The sequence below is a fragment of the Streptomyces sp. NPDC048600 genome, assembly GCF_055587025.1.
In genome coordinates, this window is the sequence record NZ_JBVJGZ010000002.1 from 336320 (window position 1) to 351473 (window position 15154).

General features: G+C 72.9%; 16 protein-coding genes. 10 read left to right on the forward strand and 6 right to left on the reverse strand.

Translation table 11 applies throughout. The features are described 5' to 3' along the window. The first annotated feature begins 81 nt into the window (after positions 1 to 81). Together ACZ6SQ_RS03690 and ACZ6SQ_RS03695 are read left to right on the forward strand one after the other, a co-directional pair. Complete coding sequence (locus ACZ6SQ_RS03690) at positions 82 to 600, forward strand: gluconokinase (RefSeq protein ID WP_469556380.1); 519 nt, start codon at positions 82 to 84, stop codon at positions 598 to 600. Between the two features lie 117 nt (positions 601 to 717). Next, positions 718 to 2115, forward strand: coding sequence for a GntP family permease (locus tag ACZ6SQ_RS03695; protein ID WP_469556382.1), 1398 nt, complete (start codon positions 718 to 720; stop codon positions 2113 to 2115). A 161-nt stretch (positions 2116 to 2276) separates the two neighbouring features. Here ACZ6SQ_RS03695 and ACZ6SQ_RS03700 read toward each other — a convergent pair whose 3' ends face one another. The 4 genes from ACZ6SQ_RS03700 to ACZ6SQ_RS03715 form a co-directional block, all read right to left on the reverse strand. Next, positions 2277 to 2891, reverse strand: coding sequence for a cytochrome b/b6 domain-containing protein (locus ACZ6SQ_RS03700; protein ID WP_469556385.1), 615 nt, complete (start codon positions 2889 to 2891; stop codon positions 2277 to 2279). Beyond that, on the reverse strand, positions 2875 to 3735 hold the full coding sequence (locus tag ACZ6SQ_RS03705; protein WP_469556388.1) for a molybdopterin-dependent oxidoreductase: 861 nt from the start codon (positions 3733 to 3735) through the stop codon (positions 2875 to 2877). The genes ACZ6SQ_RS03700 and ACZ6SQ_RS03705 overlap by 17 nt, the downstream gene beginning before the upstream one ends. Positions 3736 to 3812: 77 nt before the next feature. Then, the gene (locus ACZ6SQ_RS03710) at positions 3813 to 5357 is read right to left on the reverse strand and encodes an APC family permease (RefSeq protein WP_469556390.1); all 1545 of its coding nucleotides are present in this window, start codon (positions 5355 to 5357) and stop codon (positions 3813 to 3815) included. Positions 5358 to 5436: 79 nt separating this feature from the next. Beyond that, on the reverse strand, positions 5437 to 6387 hold the full coding sequence (locus ACZ6SQ_RS03715; RefSeq protein WP_469556393.1) for a hypothetical protein: 951 nt from the start codon (positions 6385 to 6387) through the stop codon (positions 5437 to 5439). A 501-nt stretch (positions 6388 to 6888) separates the two neighbouring features. On the opposite strand from ACZ6SQ_RS03715, the gene ACZ6SQ_RS03720 reads away from it, so the two are divergent. The 7 genes from ACZ6SQ_RS03720 to ACZ6SQ_RS03750 all read left to right on the forward strand — a co-directional run bounded on the left by ACZ6SQ_RS03720 (position 6889) and on the right by ACZ6SQ_RS03750 (position 12119). Then, positions 6889 to 7788 (forward strand): DMT family transporter, encoded by a 900-nt coding sequence (locus ACZ6SQ_RS03720; protein WP_469556396.1) that lies wholly within the window; start codon positions 6889 to 6891, stop codon positions 7786 to 7788. Between the two features lie 43 nt (positions 7789 to 7831). Continuing rightward, entirely contained in the window at positions 7832 to 8356 is a 525-nt protein-coding gene (locus ACZ6SQ_RS03725) for an NUDIX domain-containing protein (RefSeq protein WP_469556399.1), read from the forward strand. 112 nt (positions 8357 to 8468) lie between these two features. Continuing rightward, on the forward strand, positions 8469 to 8861 hold the full coding sequence (locus ACZ6SQ_RS03730) for a YidH family protein (RefSeq protein ID WP_389326000.1): 393 nt from the start codon (positions 8469 to 8471) through the stop codon (positions 8859 to 8861). Further along, the gene (locus ACZ6SQ_RS03735; RefSeq protein WP_469556403.1) at positions 8858 to 9178 is read left to right on the forward strand and encodes a DUF202 domain-containing protein; all 321 of its coding nucleotides are present in this window, start codon (positions 8858 to 8860) and stop codon (positions 9176 to 9178) included. The genes ACZ6SQ_RS03730 and ACZ6SQ_RS03735 overlap by 4 nt, the downstream gene beginning before the upstream one ends. A 238-nt stretch (positions 9179 to 9416) precedes the next feature. Next, a complete protein-coding gene (locus ACZ6SQ_RS03740) occupies positions 9417 to 9713 on the forward strand; it encodes a hypothetical protein (RefSeq protein WP_469556405.1) in 297 nt (98 codons plus the stop codon). Positions 9714 to 9878: 165 nt separating this feature from the next. Beyond that, complete coding sequence (locus ACZ6SQ_RS03745; protein ID WP_469556408.1) at positions 9879 to 10898, forward strand: phosphotransferase family protein; 1020 nt, start codon at positions 9879 to 9881, stop codon at positions 10896 to 10898. 6 nt (positions 10899 to 10904) lie between these two features. Continuing rightward, positions 10905 to 12119 carry an acyl-CoA dehydrogenase family protein gene (locus ACZ6SQ_RS03750; protein WP_469556411.1) on the forward strand — a complete coding sequence of 405 codons (1215 nt, stop codon included), beginning with the start codon at positions 10905 to 10907 and terminating at the stop codon, positions 12117 to 12119. A gap of 126 nt (positions 12120 to 12245) precedes the next feature. On the opposite strand, the gene ACZ6SQ_RS03755 is transcribed toward ACZ6SQ_RS03750, so the two are convergent. Then, positions 12246 to 12839, reverse strand: a complete 594-nt coding sequence (locus ACZ6SQ_RS03755) for a TetR/AcrR family transcriptional regulator (RefSeq protein ID WP_386377035.1) — start codon at positions 12837 to 12839, stop codon at positions 12246 to 12248. A gap of 86 nt (positions 12840 to 12925) precedes the next feature. Beyond that, the gene (locus ACZ6SQ_RS03760; RefSeq protein WP_469556414.1) at positions 12926 to 13690 is read right to left on the reverse strand and encodes an SDR family oxidoreductase; all 765 of its coding nucleotides are present in this window, start codon (positions 13688 to 13690) and stop codon (positions 12926 to 12928) included. A gap of 208 nt (positions 13691 to 13898) precedes the next feature. On the opposite strand from ACZ6SQ_RS03760, the gene ACZ6SQ_RS03765 reads away from it, so the two are divergent. Further along, complete coding sequence (locus tag ACZ6SQ_RS03765) at positions 13899 to 15137, forward strand: exo-beta-N-acetylmuramidase NamZ family protein (protein ID WP_469556417.1); 1239 nt, start codon at positions 13899 to 13901, stop codon at positions 15135 to 15137. Positions 15138 to 15154 lie beyond the last annotated feature (17 nt).

The following is a 15154-nucleotide window of genomic DNA, read 5'->3' on the forward strand; positions in this document are numbered from 1 at the left end:
TCTTGAATTCGTCGTACCTAATGGGTTTCATAGGGCGACGCCGACGCCGGAGGTCGGCATCTCGTGTCGAGGGAGACAGCCATGCGTACCCCCCATGTAGTCGTGGTCATGGGCGTAGCCGGAACGGGCAAGACCACCATCGGTCCCCTGCTCGCCGCCCGGCTCGGTGTCCCCTACGCCGAGGGCGACGACTTCCACCCGCAGGCCAACATCGACAAGATGTCGGCCGGTGTCCCGCTGGACGACACGGACCGCCGGCCGTGGCTGGACGCCATCGGTGCCTGGGCCCACGACCGGGCCGGGCTCGGCGGCGTGGTCAGCAGTTCCGCGCTCAAGCGGTCCTACCGTGACCGGCTCCGGGCGGCCGCGCCCGGGGTCGTGTTCGTGCACCTCACGGGCGACCGGGCGCTGATCGAGGACCGTATGGCGCACCGCCGCGGCCACTTCATGCCGACCGCGCTGCTGGACTCCCAGTTCGCCACGCTCCAGCCGCTCCAGGCCGACGAGGCGGGAGTGGCCGTGGACGTGACCGGCGGCCCGGAGGAGATCGCCGAGCGGGCCGCCCGGGCCCTGGACGGTCTGCCCAGTCCCCTGCCGTAGCCCCGTCCGGTGCCGTGGTCCCCGCGGCGCCCGCACCTCCCGGTGACCTCGGCGTCACCGTTTTTCGGACCTTCTCCACATACCCCTTCCCTGTCCCCGTATCTGCAAGGGAACCCCGTGACCAGACTCAGCGTCGAGATGCTGGCAGCGGACACCGTCGAGCCGATCACCTCGGCCGGACATGTCCAGCTGGGCATCGCCGTGCTGGCGGGCATCGCCGTCATCGTCCTGCTCATCACCAAGTACAAGCTCCACGCCTTCCTGGCCCTGACCGTCGGCTCGCTCGCGCTGGGCGCGTTCGCCGGGGCACCGCTGGACAAGGTGATCGTCAGTTTCACCACCGGCCTCGGCACCACCGTCGCCGGTGTGGGGGTGCTGATCGCCCTGGGCGCGATCCTCGGCAAGCTGCTGGCCGACTCCGGCGGCGCGGACCAGATCGTCGACACGATCCTCGCCAGGGCGGGCGGCCGGTCGATGCCGTGGGCGATGGTGCTCATCGCCTCGGTGATCGGACTGCCGCTGTTCTTCGAGGTCGGCGTCGTGCTGCTGATCCCGGTCGTGCTGATGGTCGCCAAGCGCGGCAACTACTCCCTGATGCGCATCGGCATCCCTGCGCTGGCCGGTCTGTCGGTCATGCACGGCCTGGTCCCGCCGCACCCCGGTCCGCTGATCGCGATCGACGCGGTGGGCGCCAACCTCGGTGTGACCCTCGCGCTCGGTGTGCTGGTGGCGATCCCGACCGTGATCATCGCCGGTCCGGTGTTCTCCCGGTTCGCCGCGCGCTGGGTCGACGTCCCGGCGCCCGACCGGATGATCCCGCAGCGCGCCTCCGAGGAGCTGGAGCGCCGCCCCGGCTTCGGTGTCACGCTGGCGACGATCCTGCTGCCCGTCGTGCTGATGCTGTCCAAGGCGCTGGTCGACATCGTGGTGGACGACCCCGAGCACGGTGTGCAGCGCGTCTTCGACGTGGTCGGCTCCCCGCTGATCGCGCTGCTCGCCTCGGTGCTGCTCGGCTTCTTCACGCTGGGCCGGGCGGCCGGCTTCAGCAAGGAGCGGCTGTCGCAGACGGTCGAGAAGGGCCTCGTCCCGATCGCGGGCATCCTGCTGATCGTCGGCGCGGGCGGTGGTTTCAAGCAGACCCTGATCGACTCCGGTGTCGGCCAGATGATCCTGGAGATCTCCGAGGACTGGTCCGTCCCGGCCCTGCTGCTGGCCTGGCTCATCGCCGTCGCCATCCGTCTCGCGACGGGCTCGGCGACCGTGGCGACCGTCTCCGCGGCCGGTCTCGTCGCCCCGCTCGCGGCCGACATGTCCACCGCCCACACCGCTCTGCTGGTCCTCGCGATCGGCGCGGGCTCGCTGTTCTTCAGCCATGTCAACGACGCCGGCTTCTGGCTGGTGAAGGAGTACTTCGGCCTGAACGTCGGGCAGACGATCAAGACGTGGTCGGTGATGGAGACGATCATCTCGGTCGTGGCCGGAGCGATGGTGCTGCTGTTGTCGCTGATCATCTAGCGGCGCCCGGGACGAACCGAGAGGAAGCCGTCGTACTCCAGGTGTGGAGTACGACGGCTTCGGCGTGTCCGGGCGGACCGGGTCCGCGGGCGGGGGCGGGGGGCGGCTTCGGGCCCTCCGGGTGCTCCGGGCCAGGCGAGGGCGGCTTCGGGCCCTCCGGATCAGGGGCGCCACAGCGGGTGTTCGCGCTCGGCCCACTCGCGGCTGACGCGCCCGGTGCGCAGACCGCGGCGGGCCTCCGGGTCGGCCAGGGCCATGCCGATGTGACCGGCGAGAACGACGCCGACGGTGAGCGCGAGCCAGTCGTGGACGAAGGTCGCGCTGGTCCGCCAGCGCAGCGGGGTGAGGTGGGTGAACCACATCAGCAGGCCGGTCCCCAGCATCACCAGGGTGGCGCCCGCGATCCAGGCGGCGTAGATCTTCTGCCCCGCGTTGAACTTCGCCGAGGGGCGGGCCGAGGGACGCCTGTCGCGGCGCAGCACCGCGCGCAGCCAGAGCCGGTCGTGCGGGCCGAAGCGGTTCATGCGGCCGAGATCGGCCCGCAGGGCGCGGGAGGCGAGCCCGGCGAGCAGCGGGACCGGCAGGGCGAGGCCCGAGAACTCGTGCAGCCGGACCACCAGGGCGCGGCGGCCCACCAGCTGGGCGAGCTCGGGGATGTAGAGGCAGGCGGCCGTGGCCACACAGACGCCCATCAGGACGGCCGTGGTGCGGTGGACCCAGCGTTCGGCCGGGGTGAAGCGCGGCAGCCGGGCCGGCGCGTCAGGTCGTGGGGGCATCGTCACGTCCGTTCGAACGGCCGACCCAGGCGTCCACGTCGTAGCCGCGTTCCTCCCAGTAGCCGGGGCGTACCCGGTCGGTGACGGTGATGCCGGAGAGCCACTTGGCGGACTTGTAGAAGTACATCGGCGCCACGTAGAGGCGGGCCGGGCCGCCGTGGGCGTGGCCGAGGTCCTCGTCCTGCATGCGCAGGGCGACGAGCACGTCGGCGCGGCGGGCCTGGGAGAGGGTGAGGCTCTCCGAGTAGGTGCCGTCGAAACAGGTGAAGCGGATCGCGCGGGCCGTCGGGCGCACCCCGGCCGCGTCCAGCAGCGCGGACAGCCGTACGCCTTCGAAGGGCGTGTGCGGGACCCGCCAGCCGGTGACGCACTGGACGTCGCGGACGAGCCTGGTCTGCGGCATGGCCCGGAGGTCGGACAGGGTGTAGGTGGCGGGGCGGTCGACCAGGCCGTCGACGGTGAGGCGGTAGTCGGTGGCGTCCTTGCGGGGGACGGAGGAGGCGACCGAGTAGTAGCGGAAGCCGCCGCCGTTGGGGAGGAGTCCGGTCAGTCCGGTGGGGTCCCGGTCGGCCGCGCTGCCGAGGAAGGACTCCAGCGCGCGTTGCAGCGGGGGCGCGGCGACGACGCCGAGGACGCCCAGGCCGAGGGTGCCGAGGAAGACCCTGCGGCCGACGGGCTTGCCGGGCGGGTCCTCCGGGGCGGGGCCGGGGGCGGCTTCAGCGCCCGGGACGGCTTCGGGGCCGGGGAGGGCTTCGGGCGCGGGGGGCCGGCGGGACTCCGTTCCGGGCCGGTCGTCCGGCGCGGGCTCGGGTCGTTCCTCCGGCTCGGGTCGTTCGGGGTTCACCTTCTCATTCGAGCACCCGCGACCCCCTGGGGCCAGGGTGCGCGGGTGCTCGTCAGAGTTCTGAAAGGTGTCCGGTGTCAGTTCGCCGACTCCGCCGCCTTGTCCAGCTGGAACGCCTCGTTGCCGAGTCCGATGCGGGCGTGGGCCTCGGGGTCGCGGGAGCGCAGGTACAGGCCGTGCGCCAGGCCCACGACGACGGCGAGGACGACGATGCCGGGCAGGATCCAGCTCACCGAGGAGCCGGGGCCCGCGCCGATCAGGACGTCGATGTCCTTGACCGTGTAACCGGCGATCACCAGCAGGGCGACACCGGCCACCGCGGAGGCGGCCAGCCGCCAGCCCTGGGCGCCCGCGGCACCGCGGCGGACGAAGAACGCGACCACGGAGAAGGACGCCGTGGCCATCAGCAGGATCACGCCGAGCGCGCCGGTGTTGCCGGCCCAGGTGAAGAGGTGGAGGACGGGCGCGGTGGGGTCGCCGACCGGACCGTCGTCGGCGACGGCGAAGCCCGCGACGACGAGCAGCGAGACGACCGTCTGGAGCAGGGAGCCGGTGCCGGGCGCGCCGTGGCTGCCGGTGGTACGGCCGAAGGCGGCCGGGAGGAGGCCCTCGCGGCCCATGGCGAAGGCGTAGCGGGCGACGACGTTGTGGAAGCTGAGCATGGCGGCGAACATCCCGGTCACGAACAGCACGTGCATGACGTCGGTGAAGGTGCCGCCGAGCCGGGACTCGCTGAGGAAGAACATCAGGCCGGCGCTCTGCTCCTGCGAGGCCGGCACGATCCGGTCGGGCCCGGTGGCGACGGTCAGCGCCCAGGAGCTGAGCGCGAAGAACACCGCGACGAAGCCGACGGCGAGGAACATCACGCGCGGCACGAGCACGTGCGGGCGGCTGGTCTCCTCGGCGTACACGGGGGCCTGCTCGAACCCGAGGAAGGCGGCGATGCAGAAGCACAGCGCGGTGCCCAGCCCGGCGCCGGTGAGGGTGTCCGGGTCGAAGGCGTGCAGCGACAGGCCCTGCGGGCCGGGGTCGGCGACCACGGCGATGTCGAAGATGACGACGAGGGCCACCTCGATCAGCAGCAGCACACCCAGCAGCCGCGCGTTGACGTCGATCTTCAGCCAGCCGAGCGCGCCGACCGCGGCGGCGGCCAGCAGTGCCGGTATCCACCAGGCGACCTCGGCGTCGGCGTAGGTGGCGAGCAGGCCGGAGACCTCGAAGCCGAAGATGCCGAAGATGCCGACCTGGAGGGTGCTGTAGGCGACGAGGGCGAGGAAGGAGGCGGCCGCTCCGGTGGTGGGGCCGAGGCCGCGGGAGATGTAGGCGTAGAAGGCGCCGGCGTTGTGGACGTGCCGGCTCATCTCGGCGTATCCGACGCTGAACAGCACCAGGGTGACGCCGAGGACGACGAAGAGCAGCGGCTGTCCGACGACGCCCATCACCGCGAATGCCGTGGGCATGACACCCGCGACCACCATGAGCGGGGCGGTGGCCGCGAGGACGGACAGCAGCAGGCCGCCCGTGCCGAGGCGGTCGGCGCGCAGGGCGCGCTCCTGGCCCTTGAACGTGCTGATGCCCTCGGCGCTGCCGGGGGCGTTGGTTCTCGAACTGCCCGTTGTCATCGGGGGTGTGTCCTTTCGGGGACCGGTGGGACCGTTCGGGGGGACCGGTGCATGGGGGTTCCGGGGCGTGCGGGGTGATTCAGCCCGTGCCGAGCGCGAGGGCGCGCGCGGCGCGGAAGGCGGCGTGCGGGTCGCGGTCCGGGTAGGACCAGGGCTGCGGGGTCATGTACTCCCCGATGCGGTGGAACAGGGCGGCAGCCTCGGCGCCGCGGCCCTCGCAGGACTTGGCGTGGGCGAGGAAGTTGAGGTCGACCAGGCGGCGCGGGTGGTCCTCGTGCTCCCACTCCAGCCACCAGTCGAAGGCGGCCTTCATCACCTGCCGGGCCCGGCGGCCGACCCAGTGGCCGGAGGCGGCCGGGTCGGCGCTCTCGTGGCCGGCGGCGGCGAGCACGCGGTAGCGCTCGGCGTGCGCGACGACCGGGAGGATGGCGAGCGGCGAGTCGGCGGGGGCCTGCTCGGCGGCCCAGTTGGCGAAGTCGTAGACCTCGTGCAGCGGGTCGGGTCCGGCCCCGGCACGGGCCTCGGCGAGCCGGGCGACCATCAGGTGGTGGGCGTGATGGTGCTCGGCGTGCCGGTGGCGGACCTCGTCGAAGGCCCGGGCCGCGTCCTGGTCGCCGCCGCGTTCGCGCTCCAGCATGAGCAGCCCGAGCCACGGGGTGGGGTCGCCGGGCAGCAGCCCCGCCGCGGTCCGGCAGGCCTCGCGGGCGCTGTCCGGCTTCTCCTTGCCGGCCAGGGCGCGCTGCACCAGCGACACGGCGAGCAGCACACGGGCGTCGGCGGACTCGGGCTCGGCGAGCCGCCACTCGCGGGCCCAGGCGGCGCTGTACTTGTCGGCGGCGAGGACGGCGACGCGATGGCCGCGGCGGTCCCAGTCGTCACCCGTGTGGGCGAGCAGGCTGCGGGCGACCTGCCAGCGGCCCTGGGAGAGGGCGGCGCGCGCGGCCGCGAGGTCGGTGTCGTCGAGCGCCGCGTCGAAGGTCTGGGGCGAGCGCTTGCGGGCGCGGCCCAGGGGAGGCGGGGGTGGTGACACCGAGGGACATCCTCAGACGGTGATGACGATGATGCGCAGAGCCGGGTGGGGCAGAGCCAGGTATGCCGGAGACCGCTGACGGCGCGGTGGTCAGCCCCGTCATCAGCCGATCACGCACAGCCAACCCGGAGCCACGGTCATCGTCAAGTGGCGACTCCATGTGACACGGTTCAACTGGCGTGACCAGTGGGGCAGTTGTGACGCTTGGGACCGCATGGAGGGTGCGATTCCGGCGCATTTCGCAGGGTGCTGGTGTGACGTACGTCATAGCGCGGTCCGCTTCCTCCCCTGACCATGGGTCGTACGGACGCGCCGCCACCGGAGCCCCCGGGTGCGTCGCTTCCGTGCGCAGGGCGCCCGCCGCGACCGTGCGCGAGGCGCCCGTCCCGGGCACTGACCCGGGCCGCTCCCCGGCGCCGCCGGAGCCGGTCCCGGCTTCCGGGCCCCTATCCGTCCGCGCCCTCCCCCGGTCCGGCCGGAAGATCCCGAGGTACTCCCAGCGTGTCGCTTCTGGTTCTGCTTCTCGCCGTCGGTGCCGCCTGCTGCCTGGGATTCGGGTTCGTCCTCCAGCAGAACGCCGCCCAGCACGCCCCGCGCGGCGACTTCCTCTCCCCCCGGCTGCTGCTCGACCTGATGCGGGTGCCGCGCTGGCTCGGCGGCATCGCCCTGATGGTCGTGGGCATGGCGCTCGGCGCGGCGGCGCTCGGCCAGGGCGAGATCTCCTTCGTCGAACCGCTGCTGGCCACCAACCTCCTATTCGCCCTCGCCCTGTCCCGCCGCCAGACCAAGCAGCCTCTCGGCCGCCAGGGCTGGGCGGGGCTGGCCCTCCTCGCGGGCGGGGTGAGCGCGTTCATCGTGGCGGGCGAGCCGACCGGCGGCAGCGCCGTCGCCGACCCGCTGCGCCCCTGGCTGATCATCGGTCCCATGGTGGGCCTGGCCCTGCTGCTCACGGCGTACGCCAAGCGCTCCCGCGCCGGCTCCGCCCCCACGCTGCTGGCCCTGGCCGCCGGACTGCTCTACGGCGTCCAGGACGCGCTCACCCGCGTCAGCGGCGAACGCTTCTCCGCCGGCGGCTTCGCCGAGCTGCTCACCGGCTGGCAGCCCTACGCCGTGCTGCTGCTGGGCTTCACCGGACTGCTGCTCGTCCAGAGCGCCTTCGAGACGGCTTCGCTGCGGGCCTCCCTGCCCGCGCTGACCGCGGCCCAGCCGCTGGCCGGCATCATCTGCGGCGTGGGCTTCCTCGGCGACCGGCTGCGCGCCGACGCGGGCGCGCTGGCCTGGGAGGCGGCCGGTCTCACCGCCGTGGTCGCGGGGATCGTGCTGCTCGGCATGCACCCCGCGATGCCCCGGGGCATGGCGGCGGCCGCGGTGCCGGGACGGGTGGCCCTCCAGACGCGGTAGGCACCTCGCGTCACCGGCGCCGACTGCTGGTTGGATGGCTCCCATGAGCGCTGACGAGATCCTCGACGTCGTCGACGAACACGACCGGGTCATCGGCCGGCTCCCGCGCGGGGAGGTCTACGCGCAGGGGCTGCGCCACCGGTGCGTGTTCATCCAGGCACGGGACGCCGAGGGCCGGATCTTCGTCCACCGCCGCACCGCGACCAAGCTGGTCTTCCCCTCCCTGTACGACATGTTCGTCGGCGGTGTCGTCGGCACCGGCGAGCCCTACGACGAGGCCGCCCTGCGCGAGGCCGAGGAGGAGCTCGGCGTGAGCGGCCTGCCGCGGCCCGCGTTCCTGTTCAAGTTCCTCTACGACAACGGGGCCGGGCAGAGCTGGTGGTCGGCCGTGTACGAGGTCCGGTGCGAGCTGCCGGTGCGGCCGCAGACCGAGGAGGTCGCCTGGCACGAGTTCCTCACCGAGGAGGAGCTGCGGGCACGGCTCGGCGAGTGGGAGTGGGTGCCGGACGGGCTCACGGCGTACGAGCGGCTGGCGGAGTTCCGGGCGACGGGGCGGGCCGCGGGCTAGGGCGCCCCTCGCGGGCGGTCGGGACCCCCGAGGCACGCCCCCTGTGCCGGGCGCGCGCGGCCGGGCACCACGGGCGACACCGACCGGCCCTGTACCGGATAGGGTCCGTCGCGTGATCGAACTCGTGCGAAACGTCCGGATGTGGTTCGCGCCCGAGCGGATCCGCGCGGAGGGCGACACCCCCGACTACCGGTTCTCGCTGGCCAACGAGCGCACCTTTCTGGCCTGGCTTCGCACGGCGCTCGCGCTGATCGGCGGCGGGTTCGCGGTGGACCAGTTCCTGCCCGACCTGCGGTGGGGGTGGCGGGTCGGCCTCGCGCTCGCGCTGCTGGCGGCGGGCGTGCTGTGCTCGCTGCGCGCGGTGAACCACTGGGTGCGCTGCGAGCGGGCCATGCGGCAGGGCGAGGACCTGCCCTCGTCGCGCTTCCCGGCACTGCTGAGCCTGGTCGTCGCGTTCGTGGCCCTGGTCATGGTCGTCGTGGTGCTGCTCGGGTGGGAAGGATGAGCGGGGCCGCCCCGGAGCGCGACCCCGGGCTCCAGCCCGAGCGGACCCGGCTCGCGTGGCGGCGTACGACGCTGTCCTCCACGGTGGCGGCCGTGCTCGCGGTGCGCACGACCCTGCACGGCGGTGTCACGGTGGTCTCCGCCCTCGCGTGCGCGCTGTGCTGTCTGCTCTGGCTGGGCTTCCTGCTGGTCGCCCACGACCGGATCCGGGCCCTGTCGGCGCCCGGCCGGCCGCGTGCCCTCACCGCCCGCCAGGCCACCGCGGCGACACTGTGCACGGTGGCCCTGGCGGCCTGCGCCACGGCCCTGGTCTTCTAGGGCGGGTTTCGGAAGTCTCGCCCGCCCCGAGACGGGGCGGCGGCCCGCACCTTCACGAGCACCGAGTCGGTCCGGCCCTGGGGTCGCGGACGGCGGTGTACTCCAGGACCTCGGGTCCGCCGAAGCGGCTGTGGCCGATGACCTTCACGGCTCCGACACTCCGGGCCACGCGGGAGGCACGCAGACAGCCTGTCCGATATGTTCCATTTCGCGCATCCGACATTCGAAGGCTGGCGAGATGACCACCCTGCATCAGGAACACAGCACCCACAGCCACACCCACGGCCCCGACTGCGGGCACACCGAGGTGCCGCACGGCGACCACGTCGACTACGCCCACGACGGGCATCTGCACCGGGAGCACGGCGGCCACTGGGACGAGTGCGAGCCCGCCGGGCACAGGGCCCACAACGGGCACGACCACCAGCACGGCGAGAACTGCGGGCACACCGCGGTCACGCACGGCGACCACCTCGACTATCTGCACGACGGCCATCGCCACGCGGCCCACGACGGCCACTGGGACGACCACTGACCGGCCCCGGCCGGCCCGGACACACCGTCGACGGCTCCTCGCGCGGGCGCGCGGGGAGCCGTCGGCCCGTCGTGGCACCGATCACGTTGGCTCTCCGCTCTGGACGGCATACCGACCAGTCGGCATCATGAATCGCAACCCGTTGACAGGCATGTAGGAGCGACGATGACCGACCATCCGCCCGGGCTCGACCTCGACCGGCTGCGCGGCCTGCTCGACCGCGAGCGGCCCGGCCTCGTGCAGGGCGCCCTCACCGGCCGGCTGATCGAGGGTGGACGGTCGAACCTGACGTACAAGGTGGCGGACGGCACCTCGCAGTGGGTCGTCCGGCGGCCCCCGCTCGGCCATGTCCTGGCCACCGCGCACGACATGAAGCGCGAGTTCCGGGTGATCAGCGCGCTGCACCCGACCGATGTGCCGGTGCCGGCCCCCGTGCTGCTGTGCGAGGACGAGGACGTGCTCGGGGCGCCGTTCTACGTCATGGACTTCGTGGCCGGGACCCCGTACCGCACCGCCGACCAGCTGGCGCCGCTCGGCCCGGAGCGCACCCGTGACGCGGTGCTGTCGCTGGTGGACACCCTCGTCGAGCTGCACGCCGTGGACCCGGCCGAGGTGGGCCTGGCCGACTTCGGGCGGCCCGAGGGCTTCCTGGACCGGCAGCTGCGCCGCTGGGGCAAGCAGCTGGACGCCTCCCGCAACCGCGACCTGCCCGGCATCGACGAGCTGCACGCCGCCCTCGGCCGCTCGCTGCCCTCCTCCCCCGCGCCGACCGTCGTGCACGGCGACTACCGGCTGGACAACGTCCTGATCGGCGCCGGCGACAGGATCGAGGCGATCCTCGACTGGGAGATGTCGACGCTCGGCGACCCGCTCACCGACCTCGGTCTGCTGGTGATGTACAGCGCGCCGCTGGAGGTGCCGGACTCGCCGGTCAGCACCACCGCCACGGCCCCCGGGCACCCCTCCCCCGCCGAGCTGATCGAGCGGTACGCCGCCCGCTCCGGCCGGGACGTCTCCTCGGTCGCCTGGTACACCGCCTTCGCCTGGTTCAAGCTCGCCGTGATCCTCGAGGGCATCCACTACCGCTACACGCTCGGCCAGACGGTCGGGCGTGGCTTCGACCGCATCGGCGAGCTGGTGCCGGTCTTCATCCAGCACGGTCTGACCACTCTCCAGGAAGGCTGACGGGACATGGACTTCGCGTTCGACGCGCGCACCGAGGAGCTGCGCGCCAGGTTGCTGGCTTTCATGGACGAGCACGTCCACCCGGCCGAGGCGGTGGCCGAGGAGCAGCGCGCCGCGCTCGCCTCGCCGTGGGACAACCCGCCGGTCGTGGAGGAGCTGAAGGCCGAGGCGCGCCGCCAGGGGCTGTGGAACCTGTTCCTGCCGGACGCCGAGCACGGCGCGGGGCTGACGAACCTCCAGTACGCGCCGCTCGCCGAGATCACCGGCCGCTCCCCGCACCTGGCGCCGACCGCGCTGAACTGCGCGGCGCCGGACACCGGCAACATGGAGGTGCTGGCCCAGTTCGGCAGCGAGGAGCAGAAGAAGCAGTGGCTGGAGCCGCTGCTGGCCGGTGAGATCCGCTCGGCGTTCGCGATGACCGAGCCGGAGGTGGCCTCCTCGGACGCCACCAACATCACCACGCACATAGAGCGGGACGGCGACGAGTATGTCGTCACGGGCCGCAAGTGGTACATCTCCGGGGCGATGAACCCGGACTGCCAGATCTTCATCGTGATGGGCAAGACCGACCCGGACGGGCCGGACATCCGCCGCCAGCAGTCGATGGTGCTCGTGCCGCGCGACACGCCAGGTGTCACGATCACCCGGGCCATGAAGGTGTTCGGCTACGAGGACCACTACCACGGCGGTCACGCCGAGGTGGTCTTCGACCACGCGCGCGTGCCGGTGTCCAACCTGATCGGCGAGGAGGGCGGCGGTTTCGCCATCGCCCAGGCCCGGCTCGGCCCGGGCCGCATCCACCACTGCATGCGGCTGATCGGCATGGCGGAGCGGGCGATCGAGCTGATGTGCCGACGGGCCGTGTCGCGTACGGCGTTCGGCAAGGCGCTGGCGCAGCAGGGCGTGGTGCACAACTGGATCGCCGACGCGCGGGTGGCGGTCGAGCAGCTGCGGCTGCTGGTGCTGAAGACGGCCTGGCTGATGGACACCGTGGGCAACAAGGGCGCGCACACGGAGATCCAGTCCATCAAGATCGCCACGCCGCGCGCGGTGGTGGACATCGTCGACCGGGCGATCCAGCTGCACGGCGCGGGCGGGGTGAGCCAGGACTTCCCGCTGGCGGAGCTGTACGCGGCGGCCCGCACGCTGATGCTCGCCGACGGGCCGGACGAGGTGCACCAGCGGTCGCTGGCGCGGCGGGAGCTGAAGAAGTACCTGTAGGCGTACCGGGACTCCCCCGTCCGGGGGCGGGCGGGGGCAGCGGAAGGGGCGACCGCGGGTGGCGGTCGCCCCTTCCTCGTGCGCCTCGCGGGGTGGACAGCCGCCCGTACGCCTCGTGGTGGCCTGTTACGGCCGCAGTGCCCTCAGCAGCAGGTCGGCCAGGTGGTCGGCGACCTGCTGGGGGCTCATCGGGCCGTCGGGGCGGTACCAGGTCGACAGGTGGTGGATCGAGCCGAAGTGGTAGTCGACCACCAGGTCGGCCGGGTTGGCCGTGGTGAAGACGCCCGCCTCCTGGCCCTCCTCGATCAGGGCGCGGAAGCGTTCGTGGTAGCGCCGCCGCTCGGCGCGGACCTGCTTGTTCTTCTCCGGGCTGAGCTGGTGCATGGACCGGAAGAAGATCATCGCGTCGTCGAGGTTCTCGATGGTGGTGACCACCACGTCGGCGGCCGCGTCGCGCACCCGCTTCTCGATCGGCTCGTCGGCGTTCGCGAAGGCGTCCAGGCGCTCCTGCTGGACGCGCAGCAGGCGCGCGTACACCTCGTGCAGGAGGTCGTCCTTGGAGCCGAAGTAGTGGTAGAGCGCGCCCTTGGTGACGCCGGCCGCCTCCACGATCTCCTGCACGGAGGTGCGGTCGTACCCCTGGTCGGCGAAGAGGCGGGTGGCGGCGGCCAGGAGCCGCTGCGGGACGGGCGTACCGTCCCCGTCCGTCGTCCTGGCCACTGCCGCCACCTGCCTTTCCGTTCATGCCCCGGGGCGGTGACCGCCGCGGGAAGTGCTTCCTGACGGGAGATCTTCCCACGGACGCGTCAGGCGCCGGACTCCCATGCCCGCTGGACCCGGTTCATGCCGCCCAGCCAGCGGTCGGGATCGGTGGCGCGGGCCTCGTAGAAAGCGGCCACCTCGGGGTGCGGCAGGATGAGGAAGCGGTCGTCCGCGATGCCCTTGAAGAGGGCCTCGGCGACGTCGTCCGGCTCGATGGCGGTGGGCACGAGCACCAGGTCGCCCGCGCTGCCGCTGGCGTCGAGCATGTCGGTGCGCACGCCCTGCGGGCAGATGGCGTGGACCTTCAGGCCGCGGTGGCGGTAGGTGAGCGAGAGCCACTCGGCGAAGGCGTAGGCGCCGTGCTTGGTGACGCTGTAGGGGGCGGCGCCGATCATGGTGAGCAGTCCGGCGGCGGAGACGGTGGAGACGAAACGGCCCTCGCCGCGCTCCAGCCACTGCGGGAGCAGGGCGCGGGCCGCGCGGACATGGGCCATGACGTTGACGTCCCAGGCGAGGTCCCACACCGCGTCCTCGGCCGTCTCGGTGCCGCCCGAGGCGACGCCGGCGTTGGCGCAGTAGATGTCCACGGCGCCGCCGAGCGCGGACCGGGCCTCCTCGATGATCAGCGAGGCGTCGCCGGGGACGGCGACGCCGCCGATCTCGGCGGCCACGGCCGCGGCCTTGTCCGCGTCGAGGTCGTTGACGACGACGCGGGCCCCCTCGGCCGCGAAGCGGCGCGCGAGGGCGGCTCCGATGCCTCCTCCCGCCCCGGTGACGACCACTCGGGCATCCTGCACGGCTTCCACCATCGGTCTCCTTCGGCACACCGCGCCACCGGGGACGGCGGCGCGCGACTGCGGGGCGCGCGGCACTGCGCAGCGCCAGACTAACCAGTCGGTATGTCGAGAGGAAGAGGCGGCTTTCGGGGGACGTCCCCGGTCGGCCTCGTTCCGTGCGGCCGGGCCCCGCGCTAGCGTGCGTGGGCATGACACCCGCTGGGATCACGGAGGTCACCGCATGAAGCTGTCCCGACGAAGCCTGCTCGCCACCACCGCCGCGCTGGCGGCGTCGACGGCCCCCGCCGCGGCCGCCCCCGCGGGCGGCGGGCGCCGGCTGCGCACCGGGTTCGAGCGCCTGGCCGCCGACGGGTACGCCGCAGTGGCGGGCCAGAAAGTCGGGGTCGTCACCAACCCCACCGGCATCACCCGGGACGCGACGCACATCGTCGACGTCATGCACACCGACGACCGGGTGGACCTCACCGCCGTCTTCGGCCCGGAGCACGGCTTCCGCGGCACCGCGCAGGCGGGCGGCTCCGAGGGCCGCTACGACGACCCCGCGACCGGACTGCCGGTCTACGACACCTACCTCAAGAGCGGCCGCCCGCTGGCCGACGTCTTCACCGCCTCCGGCGTGGACACGGTCGTCTTCGACATCCAGGACGTGGGCGCGCGCTTCTACACCTACATCTGGACGCTCTACGACTGCATGGAGGCGGCCCGCCTCGCGGGGAAACGGTTCGTCGTGCTGGACCGGCCCAACCCGGTCACCGGGCGGTCCGCCGAAGGCCCGGTGCTGCACAGGGAGTTCGCCACCTTCGTCGGACGCGAGCCGATCGCGCAGGCCCACGGGATGACCGTCGCCGAGCTGGCACTGCTGTTCAACGGGGAGTTCCTCGCCGAGCCGGTGCCGCTGGACACCGTGGAGATGACCGGCTGGCGGCGGTCGGAGTTCCACGACGCCTCCGGGCTGCCCTGGGTGCCGCCGAGCCCGAACATGCCGACCCCGGACACCGCGCTGGTGTACTCGGGAACCTGCCTGTTCGAGGGCACCAACCTCTCCGAGGGGCGCGGCACCACCCGGCCGTTCGAACTCCTCGGCGCGGAGGGCCTGGACGGGCGCTGGGCCGCCGCCGCGAACGAACTGGAGCTGCCCGGCGTACGGTTCCGGGAGGCCTACTTCGCGCCGACCTTCTCCAAGTTCCAGGGCAGGACGGTCGGCGGGGTGCAGCTCCACGTCCACGACCGGGCCGCCTACGACCCCGTCCGCACCGGGATCGCGCTGCTGGTGACGGCCAGGCGGGCCTGGAGCGGATTCGCCTGGCGCCCCGACAACTGGATCGACAAGCTCACCGGCTCCACCTGGGTGCGCACCGCGATCGACGCGGGGGCCGACACCGACGAGGTGGTGGCGGGCTGGCAGGAGGAACTGGCGGCCTTCCGGCGGGTGCGGCGGGAGTATCTGCTGTACCGGTGAGCCCCGGCGTATGGCCA